Genomic DNA, 21,812 nt, shown 5'->3' on the forward strand with positions numbered 1-21,812 from the left:
TTCCCCTTAAAAAGGGGAAAGATTTATTTATTTCTTTGAGCGACAAGTTGTCTTCTCATATAAGCGATTTTACTTTGTAAAGGTAATTCTTTAGGGCAATTATCTTCACAAGCAAGCAATGACATACAACCAAAAACACCATCATCATCGCCTACTAATTCATAAAAATCTTCCACACTTCTATGGTCATGCGGATCTTGTAAATATCTAGCTGTTCTTAAAAGCCCTGTAGCAGCTATGAAATTTGGGCGCATAAGTTTAGTTGCACAAGAAGCTACACAAATTCCACACTCTATACAACGATCAAGTTCAAAAGTTTCATCCGCAACTTCTGGCTCAATGCGTTCTTCAAGTTTAGAAATATCAGTTTCTTTTTCATTATGCACCCAGCTTTCAACACGCTTACACATGTCTTCAAACCACTCGCCTGTATTCACGCTTAAATCTTTAATATGCCTAAATGCAGGCATAGGCATAAGCTCTATCACTCCATCAGGATAATCTTTAGTCAAAGTTTTACAAGCAAGTTTTGGCACTCCATTAATCATCATTGCACAAGATCCGCAAATCCCTGCACGACAAACAAAGTCAAAACTCAGATCTGCATCCATTTTTTCACGGATCAAAGTCAAACATACAAAAACCGTCATAAAAGGAGTTTCTTCAAGCTCATAAGTCACAAAATGTGGTTTAGAAATTTTGCTTAAAGGATTGTATTTAAATGCCTTTATTGTCAATTTTCTACTCATAATCAACTCCTATTCTTTGGTTTGGTGCTTTATATTTAGCTTGCAATTCATAAGGCATTAAGGCGTTTTGAATTTCATAACGACCTTTGCCTTCAGCTTCCATTTTTTCACGGATAGCATCCACTTCAGCTTGGCGTTTTTCACTTAAAGGATTTTCTATAATATTTCCTTTAGCACCGTATCCACGGAATGCTGGTGGAATTTCCATTTTCATAATATCAAGCTCTTCGTATTCTATGCGTGGTAAGGTTTCGCCTTCTACCCAAAAAGTATTGGTTCTTTTCATCCAATTTAAATCATCTCTTTTTGGATAATCTTCCCTATAATGCGCCCCACGACTTTCTGTTCTTAAAAGCGCTCCATAAGCTACGCAAAGTGCTATTTTTAACATTCTTGGCACTCTATACGCTTCTTCAAGCTCTGGATTTGCACAATCAAGTTCTTTACAATGTACTTTAACGTCTTGAGAATCTTTATAAAGTTTTTCAAGTTCATCTACTGCTTCTTTCAAACCTTCACCTGTTCTAAAGATGGCCACCTTATCCCACATGATTTCTTTCATTCTGTTTTTGATTTCAAAAACATTATGTTTACCTTCTTTATCTACTAAAGATTTTAAATATTGATACTCTTTAGTTAAGAAGTCTTTTACTACATTTGTGTCAATTACTTCACCATTATTTTTACAATAATCTGCAAAATAATCTCCCACTATCATACCTGCTACAACAGTTTCAGCACATGAATTTCCACCTAAACGATTAAATCCGTGCATATCCCAGCAAGCTGCTTCTCCACAAGCAAAAAGTCCGTTTAACCATTGACTTTCACCCGTTGGTTTAGTTCTAATTCCACCCATAGAATAATGCTGCATTGGAAGAACTGGCGCCCAACCTTTTGGACCCTCATCTGCTGGATCAATACCATTAAAAGTTTTACAAATATCTTGTACATCGCGGAGATTTTTTTCCACATGAGCTCTTCCAAGTATAGAAATATCAAGCCATAAATGATCCCCATAAGGGCTTTTTACACCTTTGCCTTTACGAATATGTTCCATCATTCTACGACTTACCACATCACGGCTTGCAAGTTCTTTTTTCTCTGGTTCATAATCAGGCATAAAACGATATCCATCCACATCGCGTAAAATTCCACCATCACCACGACAGCCCTCAGTAAGCAAAATACCGCTTGGCACAATAGGAGTTGGATGAAATTGCACTGCTTCCATATTTGAAAGTCTGCAAAGCCCTGTTTCAAGAGCGATGGCTGCACCTGTTCCTTCACAAATTACCGCATTTGTAGTTTGTTTATAAATTCTACCATAGCCCCCTGTTGCTATCATGGTTCCTCTTGCAATATAAGCAATGAGTTGTCCATTAGTTAAATCTCTAGCGATCACACCTAAGCATTTTTTACCATCATGGATAATTCTTACTGCTTCCATTCTATCAATAATTTTTACTTGATGTTTAATAGCTTCATTTGCTACACCATAAAGCATACAATGCCCTGTTGCATCTGCGATATAGCAAGTTCTCCATTTTTTAGTTCCACCAAAATCTCTAGCATTAATAAGCCCGTGCGCTTCTTCTTTTTCTTCAATCACAGTTTTTTGTGCATTGATTACAACAGTTCTTGGACCTTTAGTAACTCTAGTCCAAGGCACACCCCAAGCCGCAAGCTCACGCACTGCTTTTGGCGCAGTTTGAGCAAACATTCTTGCTACTTCTTGATCACAGCCCCAATCACTTCCTTTTACTGTATCTGCAAAGTGAAGATCTTCATTATCACCCTCACCTTTTGCCCCATTTGCTAAACTTGCCTGCATACCTCCTTGCACCGCTGCAGAGTGAGAACGCTTCACTGGACAAATACTTAAAAGTGTTACACTTTGGCCACTCTTTGCTACTTCAATAGCCGCTCTAAGACCTGCTAATCCTCCGCCTATTACTAAAGCATCACTATATTGTATATTCATAATTTGCTCCATTGTAGTTTTTTATCATCGCAGTAGTTTGGGTTTGATTTTGGTAGTTTTCATAACCTATTTTTATAAATGCTGCAAGACTTAACACACCTAAAACTAGGAAGAAAATACTGATTATCCATTTAGCAGTTTTAAGCTTTTTGCGACTTTCTTTTACATTTTTTCCTTCAAACCAACCCCATTTAACACAAAGTCTATAAAGCCCTATACTTCCATGAAGTTCAACACAGACTAAAAGAACAGCATAAAAAAGCCACATAAAATGACTTACAACCCTATCTCCTGACATATCGCCGCTGATTTTATCTGCATTGGTTACAATAAAAATAAGATGAGCAGAACCTAAGAAAAACATAATAAAACCTGTAAAAGCTTGAACCCACCATAACGAAGTATCGCTGTGATTCATTTTTTTACTGTGTGTTCTTAGTATTTGATACTGACGGTAATTAATAGGAAATTTTCTCATTGCAAGTAAAGCATGAACGAAAAAAACCACTAAAACACAGGCGGCTAAAAATGAAGTAAGATAACTCATAACAGGATTATCGTAAACAAATTTTAATTCTAAAAAATGCACTACAGAATTAAAAAAATCCTCACTGACTAAAATTGTAGAAACAAAAAGCATATGCACCCACATAAAAAGACCTAAAAAAAGCCCTGAAGCACTTTGGATAAAGTCTAATTTCGCAGGCATTTTACTTTTTTTGCCCTCAATGCTCTTACCCAAATAACCTTCGATAAGCTCACGCATCTTTACTCCTTTGTAAAAAGAAATTAAAAAAAATCCATTTCATTATATTACAAAAGTCTTTAAGATAGATTAAATATTTACTTTTTTAAACTTTATACAAATATAAACTAACAAAGCTGTTATAAACATTATAAAACTTAAAATTTGCCCCATACTCATACCCCATAAAACAAAACCTATACCAAAATCAGGCTCGCGATAAAATTCACATATAAATCTTGCCAATGAATAAGCACCAGCATACACAAGAATCAATTCCCCTTGAAAGCTTTGCTTAAATCTTGCTAAATAAACTATAATAAAAACAACAATACCTTCTAAAAATGCTTCATAAAGTTGCGATGGATGGCGCAATACTCCATCAACATAAATTCCCCAAGGCACATTTGTAATGCGACCAAAAAGCTCTTGATTTAAAAAATTTCCTATACGACCAAAAACATAAGCCAATGGAACACTTAAAGCAACCAAATCAAGAAAAATCCAAGGATTTGTTTTATATTTTTTACAAAACAATAAAGTAGCTATCAAAAATCCTATAATTGCTCCATGATAACTCATACCTCGAATACCTACAAATTCACCATTAATATAAGGATTAAAAATTTGCCAAGGATGAGTAATATAATACATAGTATTTGCATCATAAATCAAAATATATCCAAGTCTTGCACCTAAAATAACCCCTATTTCAACCCATATAAAATAACTATCCAAATGTTTTTCATTAATGTCTAGTTGAAATTTTCTTACAAAAAATTTAGCCAAAAGCAAAGCCAAAAGCAAAGCTATAACATACATAATGCCATACCAATGCACCTTTAAACCAAAGATGCTAAAAGCTATAACATTAAAATTTGAATAAATATGCTGCCAAAATTCCATATATCTTTCCTAATTTTCTTTTATAAAAATATAACAAAAAAACTTTAACTTGCTATAATTAACACAAACACATTAAATAAAGGTAAAAAATGAAAAAATATATTTTACTTGCTAGTAGTATGTTAATTTTAGCAGCTTGTGGGGGTACAAGTAGTAATTTTGTCAATGTTTCTATGCCAAATTTTAAACCCCAAGTTCCAACAAAGGTTGAACCTATTAATTCTGGAGTAAGCATTGCTCTTGAGCCTATTAATATAGAACAAAATAACAATTATTCTGATTATTTTGAAAATTCAGTGCTTAAAATTCGCATAGAAAAAGAAATTGATCTTTTAAAACAAAATTTAGAAGAGCAGATCAAAACCATCGCTCAGCTAAAAGGCTATAAAATAGTTACTACTAATCCAGACTACACTCTTAAAAGTTCAATCAGTATTTATACGGAAGAAAAAAATGCACAAAAAACAAGCAATTTTATGAGTGGAGATTATGTAAAATCCAATTTAGGTATAAATTTTAAAGGTAAAATAGATTTTATAGATGCACACAATCCACAAAATTCAACCAATCTTTCAAGTAGTACTAAACTAGATTCTTTAGTTGCACTTAACTATCCTATTAAAAATGATGATGGGGTTAATATGTTTAAAACTACTATCTCCACTGTACCAACTCAACTCAATAAAGGTTTAGAGCAACCTGCTTTTGAAATTGATAAAAGTTTTTTAGCTTTTTATAAAAATACATTAAATACACTTTATAACAATCTACCAAAAGCAACAGACATAGGCAAAACTATACCTAATACAAATAGTGGTTTTAATAGTTTTGATGGCGATGCTACCTTTGAAGAAAGCTTACCTCAAACAAATTCTAATCAAAATAATACAATTGAAAACACGCCTACACAAAATATTCCTACAAATCCATCTTCAACAAATCAAAATAATCAAAGTAAAAATCAAGATGGGGTAGAAATATTTGAATGATAAAACTTGTGAGAAAATTAAACTTTCTCACACAAAAAATAAGATTTTCTTATACAAAAAAATAACTATCATTCTACTTTAAAATCAATGCCTGTTGCATTGCATTTTTTATCATCTCTCTTTTATCTCGTATTTCAAAAAAAAGCTCAAAAGCAAAAACCCCTTGCCATAAAAGCATATCAAGCCCATCTTTAATTTTTAAATGATACTCTTTACACAATCTATAAAAAGGTGTTTCTCTGCCATAAATTACCTCAAAAGCAAATTTAGCTTTAGGTAAAATTCCATCTAAAAGCTCTCTATCACAAGGTAAATTTTCATCTTTTAATCCAGCAGAAGTTGAATTTACAACCAAATCAAAGTCAAAATCTTGCAAGTTTTTATAAAGATAAGTTGGATAAGCTAAGAAATCTTTAAATCTTTCTTTACTACGATTAGCTATATACACTTCTACGCCTTTTTGTTTTAATGCATAAGCAAGCGCCAAAGCTGTACCTCCAGCACCCAAAATCAAAGCTTTTTTTATATTATCAAAATCCTTAATAGTTTCTAAAAAACCTAAAGCATCAGTATTATAAGCGTAAATTTTATCTTCTTTTAAGCATAAAGTATTTGCAGAGCCAATATTTCTAGCAAAATCATCCTTCACATCAGCAATATCTAAAGCTTTTTCCTTAAAAGGCAAAGTAATATTAGCTCCACTAAGTCCTAATTTAAAAAAATCTTCTCTTAAACAGTTAGCATTTCTTAAATGATAGCGTGTATAAATGCTATCAAGTCCTAAGGCTTTGATAGCATTATTATGCATTCTAGGCGATTTAGAGTGAGAAATAGGATCGCCTATAACTGCTAAAAATTTCATTTTAAAGTAAAAGAAAAAGCATCTTTTGCAATATCCTTACGGATTTTAGCAAGTTCTGCTGCAATATCTGCCTTTTCAAATGGTCCTATTAAAACCTTGGTAATTTCTTTACCTCCAACTGTAGTTTTATAAAGTTTATAATCATAACCTTTTTGTTTTACAGAAGCAAGTTCTTTTGATTTTTGATCCAAATTACTTACTGAGAAAATTTGCACATAAATACCCGATGCTAAACCACTTGAATGTACAGGTTTAGCATCAACATTTTTAAATAAATCATTTGCATTTTGTTCTTTTTTAGGGATTTGTTTTGTACTTTCTTTTTCTTTTTTTACAGCTGTTTGTTTTTTTGCTTCTTCTTTAGGTTTTGCAGTTTGTGTTACTTCTTGTTTAGGAGTACTTGCTTGTGGAGTGGTATTTTCTGAAGTAGTTGCTGTGGGTTCTGCTGGAACTTCTTGATCAGGCATAGCAAAATTTGTAGTATCATTGTTATTTGAACTAGAGGTTGTTGTATTTTGAGTTGTATTTTGTTCATCTTGAAATTGTTTTCTTAATGCCTCAAATTGATCTTCTGCTGAAGTATTATCTGTAATTGGCATACTTTCAAAAGAAGTATCATTGTTATTGTCTTGAGTTGCTATAGGTTCACTTGGCAATACACTTTGATTTTGCGTATTTTCATCACCACTACCATTAATAAGCTTCATAACTATCATGATAGCTAAAAACAAAATAACTAAAGCAATAACTCGTAAAAGAATTTTTTTTACTTTTTCACTTTTATTACTTTTTTCTAAAATAATATCATCAAATTCATTTTTTTGATTTTCCATAATTTGTCCTTTCTTACATATGCTTAGACCAAGAACTTCCTCGTTCTTTTTGATAAACCTCATAAGGCAATATTAAAATATTAAATTCCCTAGGTACATCCATACTAGGAAACACCTTCCATTCTACTGGCATTTTACTTGCAAACATCATTGAAAGTTTAGACGCTAAAGAATAACCTTCGTTTAATGCCGTGTGTCCTTTGTGAATATAAAGATGTAAATGTCCTGGAGTTTTAGTCTTATAGGCTGTGAAATTTATAAAACCTTCTTCTCTTAAAATAAGTTGTGCACGGTGATAAAATCTTTCAGCATTAAAACCATTATAATCAAAGACAATATTTTCTACTTTATTATCTTTTGTTATTAAATCATGAGCGACAACAATTTTTTTAGCAGCGTGTTCTCTCATGACATTTAAATTTAAAGGAGCATCAACTCTTTCAAATTTATCAAAAAATAAGCGACCTCTATGTGTAATTTTATTTACAATTTTATCGCGTCTTATATAATAATGATCGCCAATTATTTTAATTAGCGACATATCCATTGGTGAAATCAAAACATAGCCCTTTCATAAATAATAAAATTACTTGCAAGTTTTTTTAATTCTTGTTTAATATTCTCTTGTAATTTTTCATTATTAATATCATCTAAAATATCTGCAATATAATTTGACACAATTTCCATTTCTTTTTCTTTAAAACCTCTGGCAGTAAGCGCTGGAGTTCCAAGTCTTAATCCACTTGTGATAAAAGGACTTCTAATCTCTCCTGGAACGGTATTTTTATTTGCAGTAATACCTGCATTTCCAAGAGCTAAATCTGCATCTTTTCCACTAAATTCACGATCTAAAAAACTCATTAAAACAAGGTGATTATCCGTTCCATCGCTAACAAGTTTAAATTTTCTATCCATTAAAACATTAGCTAAAACTTGAGCATTGGTTCTTACTTGTTTTGCATAAACTTTCCACTCATCGCTAAGATTAAATTTAAATCCTACTGCTTTTGCAGCAATTACATGCATCAAAGGACCACCTTGAATACCTGGAAAAATGGCAGAATTAATTTTTTTAGCAAGCTCTTCATCATTTGTCATAATAATACCACCTCTTGGACCACGCAAAGTTTTATGTGTGGTTGAGCTTACTACATGAGCGTGCGGAAAAGGACTTGGATGCTCGCCTGCCACAACAAGACCTGCAATATGTGCTATATCAGCAAAAAGATAGGCACCTATTTCATCAGCAATTTCTCTAAATTTAGCAAAATCAATCACTCTTGCATAAGCACTAGCTCCACAAACTATTAATTTTGGCTTTTCTTTCTTAGCGATTTCTCTTACTTTTTCATAATCAATTCTTCCATCAAGTTCTACGCCGTAAAAACAACTTTCGTACATTTTACCCGAAGAACTTACTTTTGCACCATGAGTTAAATGTCCACCATGACTTAAATCCATTCCTAAAATTTTATCACCTGGATTAATCAAAGCCGCATAAACACCTTGATTAGCTTGAGAACCTGAATTAGGCTGAACATTAGCAAATTTACAATTAAAAAGTTTTTTACATCTTTCAATAGCTAGAGTTTCAATCTCATCAACAAATTCACAACCACCATAATATCTTTTACCTGGATAACCTTCTGCGTATTTGTTCGTCAAGATACTTCCCATAACTTCCATTACTTCAGGTAAAGTGAAATTTTCACTCGCTATCATTTCAAGACCTTCGCATTGACGCTCTAACTCTTTGTTTGTTAAATCAAAAATTTCTTTATCAAACATTTCTAAACTCATTCTTTCTCCTTTAGTTCTGATTTTAATGGACGCATTGCAGGAAACAATATCACATCTCGAATAGATTTTTTATTTGTCAAAAGCATAACAAGTCTATCTATACCTATACCCTGCCCTGCCGTTGGAGGCATTCCATAACCCAAAGCATTTACAAAATCTTCATCCATTTCGCAAGCCTCTTCATCGCCTGCATTTTTAGCTTCAATTTGTTTTAAAAATCTCTCATATTGATCAAGAGGATCATTAAGCTCATTAAAACCATTTGCCAATTCTCTTCCACAAATAAACAGCTCAAATCTCTCAGCAATCTGAGAATCCTCATCGCTACGTCTTGATAAAGGACTTATGGAAATAGGAAAATCAATCACAAAAGTAGGATTGATCAATTTTTCTTCCACATAATTATCAAAAAGTTCAGCTTGTAAATGTCCAAGTTCAAGCTTTTCATTCGCTTCAAAACCATCTACTTTTAATTTAGTAAGAATTTTTTCCTTATCTTCAATTAAATCCCTATCCAAACCACCATATTTACAAAGTGCATCTTTGTAAGTAATTCTTTCAAAAGGTTTAGAAAAATCTATCATTTTTCCATCAAATTCTATTGTTTTTCCCAAATTAAGTTTATCTAAAAGTAAAGCAAAAAGTTCTTCAGTTAAATCCATTAAATCTTTATAATTATGATAAGCCCAATAAAATTCTATAGTTGTAAATTCAGGATTATGGGTTAAATCCATACCTTCGTTTCTAAAACAACGATTGATTTCAAAAACTGCCTCAAAACCACCCACTACAAGTCTTTTAAGATAAAGTTCTGGAGCAATTCTTAAAAATCTTTCTACGCCTAAAGAATTGTGAAAAGTTACAAAAGGCTTAGCGTTTGCTCCACCTGCAATCGGATGCATCATAGGAGTTTCTACTTCTAAAAAGCCTTTATTTTCAAAAAAATGACGAATCAAACTCACCACTTTAGAACGCACTAAAAAATCTTTTCTAACTTCTGCATTCATTATCATATCAACATAACGTTTACGATATCTTTGCTCAATATCTGTTAATCCATGATATTTTTCAGGTAAAGGAACAATAGCTTTTGTAGCGAGTTTTACTTCACTTGCATGCAAACTAAACTCACCTGTTTTAGTTACAAAAGGAAAACCTTTAACCAAAACAATATCACCTACTTCTAAATTCTTTTTCAAAATCGCATAAAGTTCTTCACCTACACTATCTTTATTAAAATAAATTTGCAAATTTGTATCTTCATCTTCAATGTTTGCAAAAATCGATTTCCCAGCTATACGCAAAAGTTTCAAACGTCCTGCAACAACAGCATTGATACTTTCATCTCTTTTTTCAACTTGCTCTAAAATATAAGAAAATTTATCCTTAAAAGTCTTTAAAGACATTTCTTTTTCTAAAAAATGAGGATAAGGATTGATCCCTAAATTTTTTAATTCCTTGGCTTTTTCTATTCTTTGCTGCTCTAAAACATTATCAAACATTTATATTTTTACCTTTGCTTTTTGATTATTACAATCACCACAAACACCATAAAGCTGCATCAAATGCCCTGTAAGTTTAAAACCATGTTCTTTTGCAATCAAGGCTTGCTGTCTTTCTATAATAGGATTTTCAAACTCTATAATTTTTCCGCAATTTTTACATATCATATGATCATGGTGAGGTTTATTGGCAAGCTCGTATTTTTTACCTGCTGAACCAAAAGAAATGGAAGTTACCATTTCTGCTTCTTCAAGCAAATTTAAAGTACGATAAACAGTTGCAATTCCTACATTTAAATCGGGTTCAGCTTGTTTGATTTCCATATATAAACTTTCGGGTGTGTAATGAGTATCACTGTGATAAAGAGTTTTTAAAAGTACTTCTCTTTGCTTGGTATATTTAAGTCCGCCTTGTCTTAATATTTTTTTAAATCTCTCAAGTAAAACATCATATTCCACATTTTCTATCAGCATATCACTCCCCTTTTTGAGTATTGTTTAAATCACTTACAATATCTTGCAACTTTTCATTAGCATGATCTAGACTATTTTCTGTTAAAGGTTGATTCATAATAAAAGATCCAGTTTCTTTAAGCAAATTCAAAGTATAGCTATTTTTAGCAAAATTATCTAATTTATCATTTAAAAAATCGATTCTTGCTACACAAAAAACTAAAATTGCAAAAATTAAAAAGATTTTTGCCCCACCAAATATAAAGCCACCAATACGATCTAAAAAACCTAGGCCACTTAATTTGATCAGCTTAGAAAGAAAATTACCTGCCAACAAACAAACTATCCAAAAAATAATTAATATGGCCAAAAATCCAGCAAATCCAGCTAAGCTTTGATTTTCTATCTTATAAAAAGTACTTTGTATAAATTCAGCCGCTTGAGTTGCGTATTTTGAAGCAATAAAAACACCACCAATAATACCCAAAAGTCCAAAAATTTCTTTTATCAAACCATTGATAATACCCTTAAGCCCTAAAAGCAAGGTAAATCCTAAAATAAAAGCATCAAACCAATAAAAATTCATTTCAATCACTCTCTGATTTTTTTTTGTTTTAAATTTATTCTACAAATAAGCACTAAATGCTAAGTTAATCATTCTATGATTTTAGGAACAACAAAAAAATGTTCTTGTTTTTTTGGAGCACAATCTAAAACCTCATCAATAACATTGCTATTTCTTATCTCATCAATCCTCAAAGGAGCTCCACCTTTTATAGTACTCACAGTAATCTCTTGGGAATCTAGATCAAGTTCGTTTAATTTTTCAACAAAATTCACAATTTCACTTAACTGTACAATGGTTTCATTTCTGTTTTTTGTTATTTGTAAAGCACTTAATTTTTCAAGCTTGCTTAATAATTTCTCATCTATTTGCATTTCTTAAACCTTAATAAAAAAGTTAAAATTTTGAAAATTATATCATAAAAAGCTTTAAATTGTTTAGGATATTTTGCAATTTATATGATACAATACCATAATTTTTCTATACAAAAATAAAAATATTTTTTCAAGGATAAATTTTGGGACTAAAAGATAATTTAAAAGCTGTTAAAAATGAACTTAACACAGAAGAACAATTTATAGAAAATTTTATCAAAGGAGAGAGATTTATACGCAAGTATAAATTTTATATATCTGCTGTTGTGATAATTTTAGTTGCTTGGTTTGCTGGAAATTTTATAATCTCAAAAATAAACGATTATAAAACAAAAGAAGCAAATGAAATTTATGCCAATCTAATACAAGATCCTAGCAATAAAAATCTTTTAGAACAACTTAAAAATAAAAATACCAATCTTTACGCTATCTTTTTACTAAAAGAAAATATTAATGATTTTAATAATACAGCTCTCCAAAATGAACTAAAACAAATTTACAGTAATACTCAAACAAACACTTTACTTAAAAATATTATCGCATTATCTTTAGGGGATAAATCGATATTTTTAAAAAATTATGATAAATTATTAGAAGCTTACAAATTTTTAGAGCAAAATAAAATCGAAGAAGCTAATGTTTTACTTTCTCAGATAAAAGAAAATTCAAGTTTAAATCAAATAACTAAAAATCTCAAACATTATCAAGGCATTACACAATGAAAAAAATATTTTTAACACTATTTTGTTTAATATTTCTATGTGCTTGTGGCACCAAAAGACAATATTTTGAACCAAAACAAACCGATGGAGATTTAAGTCATAATAGCAATTTAAAAAGTAAAATCGTTGATTGGAATCTAGTTTCTGCAAAACTTAGCAATAATACAGCTATCTTAAAAAATAATATCTCCATAGACAAGTTTAAACTTCCTAAAAATTATATGCTTCTAGCTTATCAAGATGGGGAATATTTTACTGCAGATAATAATGGAAATTTAAAAATTTTTGACAATTCTTATAATGAAATTTATAATTTTCAATTTGACGCTAGTGTTGTAGGAGTAGCTTCTAATGGAGATGATTTAGCCCTTGTACTTGCAAACAATACTATAGTTCTTGCAAATCGTTCTTTGGGTATTAAATTCAGTCAAACCCTAACCTCAGCTCCAGCCCAAGACAGTCGTACCGCTAATCCTATATTTTTAGACAATATCATCGTTTATCCAACGCTAGATGGTAAAATTTTAATTCTTTCAAGAAACAATCTTCAAATCATTAAAGATGTGGTTATTTCAGCAGAAAATTTTTTCAACAATGCAATCCATCTAAGTGTAATCGGAGATAAACTTATAGCAGCAACAGCTAAAAAAATCATTGTTGTAAGCCCTGCTAGAACTCTTTATCTTGACGCTGACATAAAAGATGTTGCACTTAGCGATGATGGTATTTTTATACTAGAAAAAGATGGGACTATTATTAAAACTGATTATAACTTAAGAAAAATTGCGGAAAAAAAATTTGAATTTGCTATTTTTGTAAAAAGCAATATATACAATAATTATTTATATATTTTTGAAAAAACAGGCTATCTTATCAAAATGAATCTAAATTTAGATAATACACAAGTATTTAAACTTTCAGAAGCTGTTGATAAAATTTCTTTCATGGGAAATGGTAAATTTTACTACGGAAATAAAATTTTAGATTTGCTATGATAAAAATTTTAGAACAAACAATAAAGGCTTTAAAATTAAATTTAAAGCCCTATGACTTAAGTATGTTGACTAGAAAAAAAAGTTATATTTGCGCTAAAGATCAAAATAACATTCTTTTTATGTATACAGGAAAAACAAAATTTTTAATGAAAGATGCCTTATTTTTAGAAAATCTAGCACAGCAAATTAACATAAATAACAAATATTTTTTTAGCATGACTTCTCTTTGCTCTAAAGCAAAAAATCATCTAGAAATGAAAGGATTTAATATCTATGCTGCTCTGTGATATTGGTAATTCAAATGCTAATTTCCTAGATGATAACAAATATTTTACTCTTAGTATAGATCAGTTTTTAGAATTTAAAAATGAACAAAAAATTTTTTATATCAATGTCAATGAACATCTCAAAGAACATTTAAAAAATCAAAAAAATTTTATCAATCTTGAACCTTATTTTTTATTTGATACAATTTATCAAGGATTAGGAATCGATCGCATAGCAGCTTGTTATACTATTGAAGATGGAGTTGTTGTAGATGCAGGTAGCGCTATTACAATTGATATTATTTCTAATTCTATACATCTTGGTGGTTTTATCTTGCCAGGTATTGCAAATTATAAAAAAATTTATAGCCATATTTCACCACGATTAAAAAGTGAATTTAACACTCAAGTTAGTCTTGATGCATTCCCACAAAAAACCATGGATGCTTTAAGTTATGGTGTTTTTAAAGGAATTTACCTACTGATAAAAGATGCCGCTCAAAACAAAAAGCTTTATTTCACTGGTGGAGATGGGCAATTTTTAGCAAATTATTTCGATCACGCAATTTATGATAAACTTTTAATCTTTAGAGGAATGAAAAAGATTATAAAAGAAAATCCCAATTTACTTTATTAAAAATGTTACAAAAATTCTCATTGATATCAAACCTTAATGAAATTTAACTTTTTGTAAAACAAATTCAATTAAACTTCTATTTAGAAAAAAGTTTATTAAAATAAAAAAAGGAAAAACAATGAGCCAACAAGAATTTGATGTGCTTGTCATCGGAGCTGGAATTTCAGGAGCAGCATTATTTTACGAGCTTGCAAGATATACAAATATTAAAAATATTGCTTTGATAGAAAAATATAATACAGCTGCAACATTAAATTCTAAGGGAACGAGTAATTCTCAAACCATTCATTGTGGAGATATTGAAACCAATTATACTTTAGAAAAAGCGCGAAAAGTAAAAAGAACAGCTGATATGATAGTTAAATATGGACTCATGCAAAATGCGCAAAATAATTTCATGTTTTCTCATCAAAAAATGGCTCTAGCTGTTGGAGATATAGAATGTGATTATATGAAAAAACGCTATGAAGAATTTAAAGAACTTTATCCTTATGTAAAATTTTTCGATAAAGCAAAAATCAAACAAATTGAACCCAAGGTTGTTTTAGGAGAAGATTGCAATCAAGATAGACCTGAAAATATCTGCGCCATGGGTGTTGAAAGCGGCGAGGTTTTTACAACTGTAGATTTTGGGAAAATGAGTATAAATCTAATAGAACAAGCCCAAAAACAAAATAAAAATACTTTCGTTGCCTTTAATCAAGAAATTATTCACATAGAAAAAAAGGATGATATTTTTATATTAAAAACCTCAAATCATCAAGAATACCATGCCAAAAGCGTAGTTGTCAATGCTGGAGCGCACTCTTTATATTTAGCACATAAAATGAACTTAGGTATGGATAAGTCTTGTTGGCCTGTTGCAGGAAGTTTTTATTTAACCAAACAAAAACTTTTAAATGGTAAGGTTTATATGGTGCAAAATCCTAAACTTCCATTTGCAGCTCTTCATGGAGATCCTGATTTGCTTGCTGATATGAACACTCGCTTTGGACCTACCGCACTTGTTATTCCAAAACTAGAACGTTATCATGGTCTAAAATCAGTTCCAGAATTTTTTGAAGCACTAAAACTTGATAAAACTGTTTTAAAAGTAACTTTTAATATGTTTAAAGATGCAACAATTAGAAATTACATCTTTTATAATTATCTTTTTGAACTACCTTTTGTTGATAAAAGCTTATTTGTTAAAGATGCCAAAAAAATAGTCCCAAGTCTTAAAGCAAGCGATATTTATTATGCGAAAGGTTTTGGAGGCGTAAGACCGCAAGTTATTGATAAAACTAAAGGAGAATTAATGCTAGGTGAAGCAAGCATCACAGAAACCCCTGGTATTATTTTCAATATGACTCCAAGTCCTGGAGCAACAAGTTGTCTAGGAAATGCTGAAAGAGATGCAAAGCTTGTATGTAATTACCTAGGAATGGAATTTAACGAAGATAAATTTTCTTCAGAATTATTGTAATCATTTTGTTTCTATTTTTAGCTACAATAATTTCAAAAGGAGTTTACCATGCTTAAAAAAACAAAAATTGTAGCCACAGTAGGTCCAGCAAGTGAAAAGGAAGAAATTCTACGCCAAATGATTATCAATGGTGTAAATGTTTTCCGTTTAAACTTTTCTCATGGAACACATGAGTATCATAAAAAAAACTTAGATACCATAAGAAAAGTAGCTAAAGAATTGCATATTCGTATTGGAATTTTACAAGACATTAGTGGTCCTAAAATTCGTACAGGTGAACTTAAAGAACCATTTGAATTAAAAAAGGGTGATAGACTCGATTTTTATCGTGAAACAATTTTAGGAGAGAAGATTGCTCAAAATCATTATAAAATCAGTATTAATCAAAAATCTATTTTAGATATGTTAAAAATTGATGAATATATTTATCTATATGATGGATCAATTCGTGCTAAAGTAGTAAACATAGATGATCAAAAAATTGAAACCATTATAGAAAATGATGGTTTTTTAAACTCAAATAAAGGTATTAATTTTCCGAATACTAAAATCAATATTGATGTTATTACACAAAAAGATAAAAATGATTTACTTTGGGGTATAAAAAATGAAGTAGATTTTTTAGCAATATCTTTCGTACAAAATGCGCACGATATTGATGAAGTTCGTGAAATTTTAGCACAAAATAACGCAAAAATATCTATTTTTGCAAAAATTGAAAAATTTGATGCAGTAGAAAATATTGATGAAATTATTAAATCTAGCGATGGTATAATGGTTGCAAGAGGAGATTTAGGTATTGAGGTGCCTTATTATAAAGTTCCTAATATCCAAAAAGAAATCATACAAAAAGCAAACAATGCCTCTAAGCCTGTTATTACTGCGACTCAGATGCTTTTTTCATTAGCCAAAAGCAAAACCGCCACAAGGGCTGAAATTTCAGATGTTGCAAATGCTGTTTTAGATGGAACAGATGCAGTAATGCTAAGTGAAGAAAGTGCCGTTGGTATAGATCCTGCAAACGCTGTTGGTATAATGTGCCAAACTATAATAGAAACAGAAAAACGCTATCCATATAACAAATTTAATGATTTTAATGATTTAGACAATACAGATAAAATCATGCGTTCTTCAGCTCATCTTGCAACAGATCTTAACGCTGATGCTATTTTTTCTTTAACAAGTAGCGGAAAATCTGCTATTAAGATTGCGAGATATCGTCCAAATATAGAAATCATAGCAGTAGGGCATTCTGAAAAAACCTTAAACTCTTTAAGTATAGTTTGGGGAGTTAATCCTGCAATCTTGGTTAATAAAAGTAATGAACTTACAGAATTATTAAAAGACTCTGTAAGATCAAGTGTTGAAAAAGGTTTTATGGATGAAGATAAATGCTATCTTCTAACTGCAGGCTTTCCAACAGGAGTAGAAGGTACTAGCAATCTTATCCGCATTCTCAATAAAGAGCAAATTGCTTATTATCTACAATAAAACATTAAATTCCTTTGAAAATAAGGAATTTAATGTCCTTATAAATTTTTTAAGCCAAAAGTCGATATAAATTAAAGCCTCACACAAAGGAGCAAATATGCAAGTGAATACTTTTTCAAATATCGCTAGCATGGCACAAACACAAGTTAGCAATAAGAAGGCAGATGATGCTAAGGAAAACACAAAAGACAAAAATGTTCAAAGTGCTAATTCTAGCAAGGATGTAGATAAAAATACCCTTGAAAAATTAAACGCACTTGGTGGAAAGGGCATTACACAAATTTACCTAGTTCAGTTTCAACAGCAAACAATGAATGCTGTAATAGGTTCGAGCAATGCCCAAACTGGACTAGATAGTCTTTTAAATGGTGCCAATTTAGATACTGCGAAATCTATACTTACAAATATTGATTTTGCATCCTTAGGCTACAGTGGCAAAAATCCACTTGATATGAATACAGATGAACTTCAACAACTTGTAAGTGAAGATGGTTTTTTTGGAGTGGAAAATACAGCCAATCGCATCGCGGATTTTGTTATTAAAGGCGGTGGCGACGATGTTGAAAAATTGAAAAAAGGTCTTGAAGGTATGAAAAAAGGATTTGAGCAAGCAGAAAAAATGTGGGGTGGAGAACTTCCTCAAATCAGTCAAAATACAATAGATGCGGCACTTAAAAAAGTTAGCGATCGCATTGATGAACTAGGCGGAAAAACTCTAGATCTTCAAGCTTAACTAAAAATGCTTAGAAATTTCTAAGCATTTTTAGTTGTTATTAATATCAAAAGTAAAAAATTCACTCTTAAAATTATTAGGTAAAGTTTTATACTGAGATATTGCAGCTTCATAGTTCTTTACTTCTTGATACAACATACCAAGAGCTGCTTTACTTTCTTTGTTATTTTTATCTGTAAGTTTAGAAAGCTGCAAAAGCGCTATAGCTGAATTTGGATTATTTGCACCTATGGCTGCTACGGCTGCTAAAAATAAAGTTTTAGTATCTTTAGCTCCATAATCATCAATCAAAGAATTATAAAGCGCATAAGCCTCCTCGTATTGCTGTGCAAAAATATCCAAATAAGCTAAAGTTTGTAAAATACCCTCATCTTTTGCTCCTGAAACATTAATCAACTCTTTAATTTTCTGTCTTTCTAAATTTAAAAGCCCTGCAATATGCATTAAATTAACATAAAATTCCCTAGCTATATTTGGCCCACCAAAAACACTACGATAATCAAGTTTTAAATTTTTAAAATGAATTTGAGCATTTTGAGCATATTCTTTAATATTTAAATTTGAATTTAAAGAATTAAAATACAAAATATTTGCCAAAATATCTTCAGGCAACTCTGAACGCAATTTAGCAATTTTCACATCTACTTGATTATTAAGGTTATTATTTTTAGCAACAATAGCTTCAAAAATCAAACTCAAAGGCGTGTCTTTTTTTGTTTCATCTAAATAAGGAAGCATAGAAATATAATTATTATTAACTAAAAACAACATACTTTTTTGCATATTAGCTTTAAAATTAGAATCAGCAGCTATATTATCAAGAATTTCATTGTAAAGTTTAGTTGTATCAATATCAATTAATTTTGCACAAAACATAGCAAAAGCACCTGCTAAGTAATTTTTAGGATTAAGATGATATGAACTTGAAAAATGCTTATAAGCAAGTTCATAATTTTGCATTTGGGCATAAGTTAAAGCCAAATTATAATGTAAAATACTATGTTCTGGATAATCCTTGATAAGTTTTTGAAATTCTTGGTTAGCAAGGCGTAACTTCTGATTTAATGCATAGTTAATAATATTGGCAATTTTTACATTGGTAGATGAAAGAGCCTTGCTTGTATTAAGATAAACTCCCGCATCAGCACTATCATCAACGAAATCTGTAACATTAGCTTTTTTAATATATAAAGCAGCCTGCTTACTATCAAAAACTTGATAAGGCGCAAAATAAAAAAGCAAATCGAATTGATCTTTTTGTTTTTTTAACAAATCTTTTGAAAAAGAATTTTGAGCAACTGCTATATTAAAAAGATCCTTATTTAAACGAACTTGAATTTTATAAGCATCTAAAATCTTATATCTATCTTTATCATTATCATAAGAATTTTGTAAGCGCGCTAACATATCTTGATAATTTCCTGTTTTAATATCAACCAATGTTAAAGCCGCCAAACTCTGATTAAAATCTCTTTCAATTTTCATCGCTGTACTTAAAGCGACTTTAGCTTTAGCATATTCTCCTATTCTAGCGTATAAAAGACCTAAAGATAAACTAGATTCAAAATTGCCTTGAGAATTTAATTGCTGTATAGCCTTGGAATCAAAGTCCATTTTTGCATAAATTTTAGCAGACAAATACTTTGCAACATCAGAATACGGCTCCATATCTGTTCTTTGTAACATTTGTAAAGCCTCAGGGTAATATCCTTTGTAATAATTAATCAAGCTTAAATAATAATCATATAATTTTGATTTTCCTTCTTTTGGAAGATACACTTGAGCTAAATCAATATAATATCTAAATTTTTCCTTATCATTAAGCTTTAAAGCACAAACAGCAGCATTGATAGCAGCTACACTTTGATTTTCTCCATTGGCTATAGCTTTCTTGAAGCTTTCAAAAGCTTCTTGGAATTTATTCTCATTCATTTGAGAAACGCCTAAATTATAATTAGATAAAGATTCATTATATACGGCAACTTGCTCATAAACTTTTAAAGCCTGTTCAACCTCACCCTTTAAATATAAAGCATTTGCTTTTTGGATCATACCATCAATTCTTTGCATATCATTGTATTTATATGATTCATCAGGCATAACAACAGGTTGTTCTAAAGGCTTAGAAGCTATAATATCTGGTTTAATTTTTCCTTCACTAAAAGTTAAATAAAAAAGCGTAAAAACTAAAATACAAACAATCCCCAAAGATAAACCTACAAGAGACATAAACTTACGATCTTTATACCAAGGCGTAGGCTCTTGACTTTCAACTTCTTCAAAAGTTGATACATCTTCAGGCGCACTTTCTCTTGTAAATTTAAAACCACTTTCACTATTTTCTTGAGGTAATTCTTCTGGCAATGATGCAAATTCTTCATCTTCTGGAGCTTGCCCCTCTTGCCCTTTAAATCCCTCTAAACTCTCATCAAGTCTTGGTTGATTTAAGCCATCTTCGGGTTTTTCTAGTATTATATCTTCTTGTTCAGCCATCTATACTCTTTAAAAATATTTTTTCAAAACATCAGGAATATGAATTTTTCCTTCTTTATCTTGATAATTTTCCATAATCGCTACCAAGGTTCTTCCTACTGCCAAAGATGAGCCATTAAGAGTGTGAACAAGTTCATTTTTTCCTTGTTCGTTTTTATAGCGAATTTTAGCGCGTCTTGCTTGAAAATCACGACAATTTGAAACAGAACTGATCTCACGATATTTATTTTGTCCTGGAAGCCACACTTCAAGATCCACAGTTTTTGCTGCACTAAAACCCAAATCTCCGGTGCAAAGCATCAAATGTCTATGCGCTAAACCTAAAGAACTGAGTAAATCACTTGCACACTCAAGCATTTCATTAAACACGCTATCACTTTGCTCAGGTTTAGTAATACTTACAAGCTCTACTTTTTCAAACTGGTGTTGTCTTATAATACCTCTTGTATCACGCCCTGCACTGCCTGCTTCTTTTCTAAAACAAGCGCTATAACAAGTCATTTTTATCGGTAAAGTTTCACTCGCTAAAATTTCTCCACTATAAAGATTGGTTACTGGAATTTCAGAAGTTGAGATCAAATACAAATCCTCATCATCTACCTTATACATATCTTCTTTAAATTTTGGCAACTGACCTGTCCCAAACATAGTAGCACCATTTACCAAAAAAGGCACATTAACAAATTCAAATCCACGACTTCTATTAAAATCTATCATATAATTTACCAAAGCGCGGCTTAATAAAGCTCCTTCGTTTTTAAGCACACAAAAACGACTTTGTGAAATTTTTACCCCACGCACAAAATCAAGCCAATTTAAACTCTCACCTAATTCAAAATGTTCTTTTGGAGTAAAATCAAAGCTAGATGGATTTAAAACTTTTTTAAGCTCCACATTTTCATCTTCGTCTTCACCCACAGGCACACACTCATCAGGGATATTTGGGATGGCATGAGCGATTTCTTCAAGCTCATTTTCTAAAGCATTTACTTTAGCGCTTTGCTCATTAATTTTACTTTTATTTTCGCTTAATTTTGCTTTTAAACTTTCTTTATCTTCGGCTGTAGCAAGCTCTTTACTGAATTTATTTTGAAAAGCTTGAAATTCTTCTAAAGCTGTTTTTTCTTTTTTTAAACTTGCAAAAAGTTCAGCAAGTTTTTTTAAGATATTTTCATCAACTTTTTTATTTTTTAACTTTTTAGCCACTTCATCAAAATTATTTTGCAAATTTTTTAAATCTAACATTTT

Annotated in this window: 22 protein-coding genes; 8 read left to right on the plus strand and 14 right to left on the minus strand. The window is 30.8% G+C overall.

Annotated features, from left to right (window positions below; all coding sequences use genetic code 11):
- Positions 1 to 23 precede the first annotated feature (23 nt).
- The 4 genes from AJN56_RS02830 to lgt all read right to left on the minus strand — a co-directional run bounded on the left by AJN56_RS02830 (position 24) and on the right by lgt (position 4,384).
- On the minus strand, positions 24 to 749 hold the full coding sequence (locus tag AJN56_RS02830) for a fumarate reductase iron-sulfur subunit (protein ID WP_002854302.1): 726 nt from the start codon (positions 747 to 749) through the stop codon (positions 24 to 26).
- Entirely contained in the window at positions 742 to 2,733 is a 1,992-nt protein-coding gene (locus AJN56_RS02835; RefSeq protein WP_002854193.1) for a fumarate reductase flavoprotein subunit, read from the minus strand. The genes AJN56_RS02830 and AJN56_RS02835 overlap by 8 nt, the downstream gene beginning before the upstream one ends.
- Complete coding sequence (locus AJN56_RS02840) at positions 2,717 to 3,499, minus strand: fumarate reductase cytochrome b subunit (RefSeq protein WP_002854660.1); 783 nt, start codon at positions 3,497 to 3,499, stop codon at positions 2,717 to 2,719. The genes AJN56_RS02835 and AJN56_RS02840 overlap by 17 nt, the downstream gene beginning before the upstream one ends.
- Before the next feature lie 69 nt (positions 3,500 to 3,568).
- On the minus strand, positions 3,569 to 4,384 hold the full coding sequence (gene lgt, locus AJN56_RS02845) for a prolipoprotein diacylglyceryl transferase (RefSeq protein WP_002854600.1): 816 nt from the start codon (positions 4,382 to 4,384) through the stop codon (positions 3,569 to 3,571).
- 89 nt (positions 4,385 to 4,473) lie between these two features.
- On the opposite strand from lgt, the gene AJN56_RS02850 reads away from it, so the two are divergent.
- The gene (locus AJN56_RS02850) at positions 4,474 to 5,373 is read left to right on the plus strand and encodes a membrane lipoprotein lipid attachment site-containing protein (RefSeq protein ID WP_002857417.1); all 900 of its coding nucleotides are present in this window, start codon (positions 4,474 to 4,476) and stop codon (positions 5,371 to 5,373) included.
- Positions 5,374 to 5,446: 73 nt separating this feature from the next.
- Here the strand turns inward: AJN56_RS02850 and AJN56_RS02855 are convergent, their stop codons facing one another.
- From AJN56_RS02855 to gatC, 8 genes are all read right to left on the minus strand, one after another.
- The gene (locus tag AJN56_RS02855) at positions 5,447 to 6,235 is read right to left on the minus strand and encodes a shikimate dehydrogenase (RefSeq protein WP_070246236.1); all 789 of its coding nucleotides are present in this window, start codon (positions 6,233 to 6,235) and stop codon (positions 5,447 to 5,449) included.
- Entirely contained in the window at positions 6,232 to 7,068 is an 837-nt protein-coding gene (locus AJN56_RS02860) for an SPOR domain-containing protein (protein WP_002911077.1), read from the minus strand. The genes AJN56_RS02855 and AJN56_RS02860 overlap by 4 nt, the downstream gene beginning before the upstream one ends.
- A gap of 13 nt (positions 7,069 to 7,081) precedes the next feature.
- Complete coding sequence (locus tag AJN56_RS02865) at positions 7,082 to 7,627, minus strand: DUF1882 domain-containing protein (RefSeq protein ID WP_002859481.1); 546 nt, start codon at positions 7,625 to 7,627, stop codon at positions 7,082 to 7,084.
- On the minus strand, positions 7,624 to 8,868 hold the full coding sequence (locus AJN56_RS02870; protein ID WP_002854503.1) for a serine hydroxymethyltransferase: 1,245 nt from the start codon (positions 8,866 to 8,868) through the stop codon (positions 7,624 to 7,626). The genes AJN56_RS02865 and AJN56_RS02870 overlap by 4 nt, the downstream gene beginning before the upstream one ends.
- Positions 8,865 to 10,370 (minus strand): lysine--tRNA ligase, encoded by a 1,506-nt coding sequence (gene lysS, locus AJN56_RS02875; RefSeq protein WP_070246234.1) that lies wholly within the window; start codon positions 10,368 to 10,370, stop codon positions 8,865 to 8,867. The genes AJN56_RS02870 and lysS overlap by 4 nt, the downstream gene beginning before the upstream one ends.
- On the minus strand, positions 10,371 to 10,844 hold the full coding sequence (locus tag AJN56_RS02880) for a Fur family transcriptional regulator (RefSeq protein ID WP_002854230.1): 474 nt from the start codon (positions 10,842 to 10,844) through the stop codon (positions 10,371 to 10,373).
- Between the two features lies 1 nt (position 10,845).
- Positions 10,846 to 11,409 carry a CvpA family protein gene (locus tag AJN56_RS02885; protein ID WP_002857472.1) on the minus strand — a complete coding sequence of 188 codons (564 nt, stop codon included), beginning with the start codon at positions 11,407 to 11,409 and terminating at the stop codon, positions 10,846 to 10,848.
- Between the two features lie 68 nt (positions 11,410 to 11,477).
- Positions 11,478 to 11,762, minus strand: a complete 285-nt coding sequence (gene gatC, locus AJN56_RS02890; RefSeq protein WP_002854550.1) for an Asp-tRNA(Asn)/Glu-tRNA(Gln) amidotransferase subunit GatC — start codon at positions 11,760 to 11,762, stop codon at positions 11,478 to 11,480.
- A 143-nt stretch (positions 11,763 to 11,905) separates the two neighbouring features.
- Between gatC and AJN56_RS02895 the strand changes: the two genes are divergently transcribed.
- The 7 genes from AJN56_RS02895 (at position 11,906) to AJN56_RS02925 (ending at position 18,071) form a co-directional block, all read left to right on the plus strand.
- A complete protein-coding gene (locus tag AJN56_RS02895) occupies positions 11,906 to 12,484 on the plus strand; it encodes a hypothetical protein (RefSeq protein ID WP_009882129.1) in 579 nt (192 codons plus the stop codon).
- Positions 12,481 to 13,479 carry a hypothetical protein gene (locus tag AJN56_RS02900; RefSeq protein WP_002857599.1) on the plus strand — a complete coding sequence of 333 codons (999 nt, stop codon included), beginning with the start codon at positions 12,481 to 12,483 and terminating at the stop codon, positions 13,477 to 13,479. Before AJN56_RS02895 ends, AJN56_RS02900 begins: the two co-directional genes overlap by 4 nt.
- A complete protein-coding gene (locus AJN56_RS02905) occupies positions 13,476 to 13,766 on the plus strand; it encodes a hypothetical protein (protein ID WP_011812708.1) in 291 nt (96 codons plus the stop codon). Before AJN56_RS02900 ends, AJN56_RS02905 begins: the two co-directional genes overlap by 4 nt.
- The gene (locus tag AJN56_RS02910) at positions 13,753 to 14,382 is read left to right on the plus strand and encodes a type III pantothenate kinase (protein ID WP_002854234.1); all 630 of its coding nucleotides are present in this window, start codon (positions 13,753 to 13,755) and stop codon (positions 14,380 to 14,382) included. Before AJN56_RS02905 ends, AJN56_RS02910 begins: the two co-directional genes overlap by 14 nt.
- A gap of 118 nt (positions 14,383 to 14,500) precedes the next feature.
- The gene (locus AJN56_RS02915; RefSeq protein ID WP_002857491.1) at positions 14,501 to 15,847 is read left to right on the plus strand and encodes an FAD-dependent oxidoreductase; all 1,347 of its coding nucleotides are present in this window, start codon (positions 14,501 to 14,503) and stop codon (positions 15,845 to 15,847) included.
- A 48-nt stretch (positions 15,848 to 15,895) separates the two neighbouring features.
- Positions 15,896 to 17,338, plus strand: coding sequence for a pyruvate kinase (pyk, locus tag AJN56_RS02920; protein WP_002857427.1), 1,443 nt, complete (start codon positions 15,896 to 15,898; stop codon positions 17,336 to 17,338).
- Between the two features lie 97 nt (positions 17,339 to 17,435).
- A complete protein-coding gene (locus AJN56_RS02925; RefSeq protein WP_002859472.1) occupies positions 17,436 to 18,071 on the plus strand; it encodes a hypothetical protein in 636 nt (211 codons plus the stop codon).
- Positions 18,072 to 18,101: 30 nt separating this feature from the next.
- On the opposite strand, the gene pflB is transcribed toward AJN56_RS02925, so the two are convergent.
- Together pflB and serS are read right to left on the minus strand one after the other, a co-directional pair.
- Positions 18,102 to 20,564 carry a motility protein PflB gene (gene pflB, locus AJN56_RS02930; protein WP_070246233.1) on the minus strand — a complete coding sequence of 821 codons (2,463 nt, stop codon included), beginning with the start codon at positions 20,562 to 20,564 and terminating at the stop codon, positions 18,102 to 18,104.
- A gap of 9 nt (positions 20,565 to 20,573) precedes the next feature.
- Entirely contained in the window at positions 20,574 to 21,809 is a 1,236-nt protein-coding gene (gene serS / locus AJN56_RS02935; protein ID WP_009882121.1) for a serine--tRNA ligase, read from the minus strand.
- Between the last annotated feature and the right edge of the window lie 3 nt (positions 21,810 to 21,812).

It is taken from the genome of Campylobacter sp. BCW_4319 (assembly GCF_001764435.1).
Lineage (GTDB): Bacteria > Campylobacterota > Campylobacteria > Campylobacterales > Campylobacteraceae > Campylobacter_D > Campylobacter_D jejuni.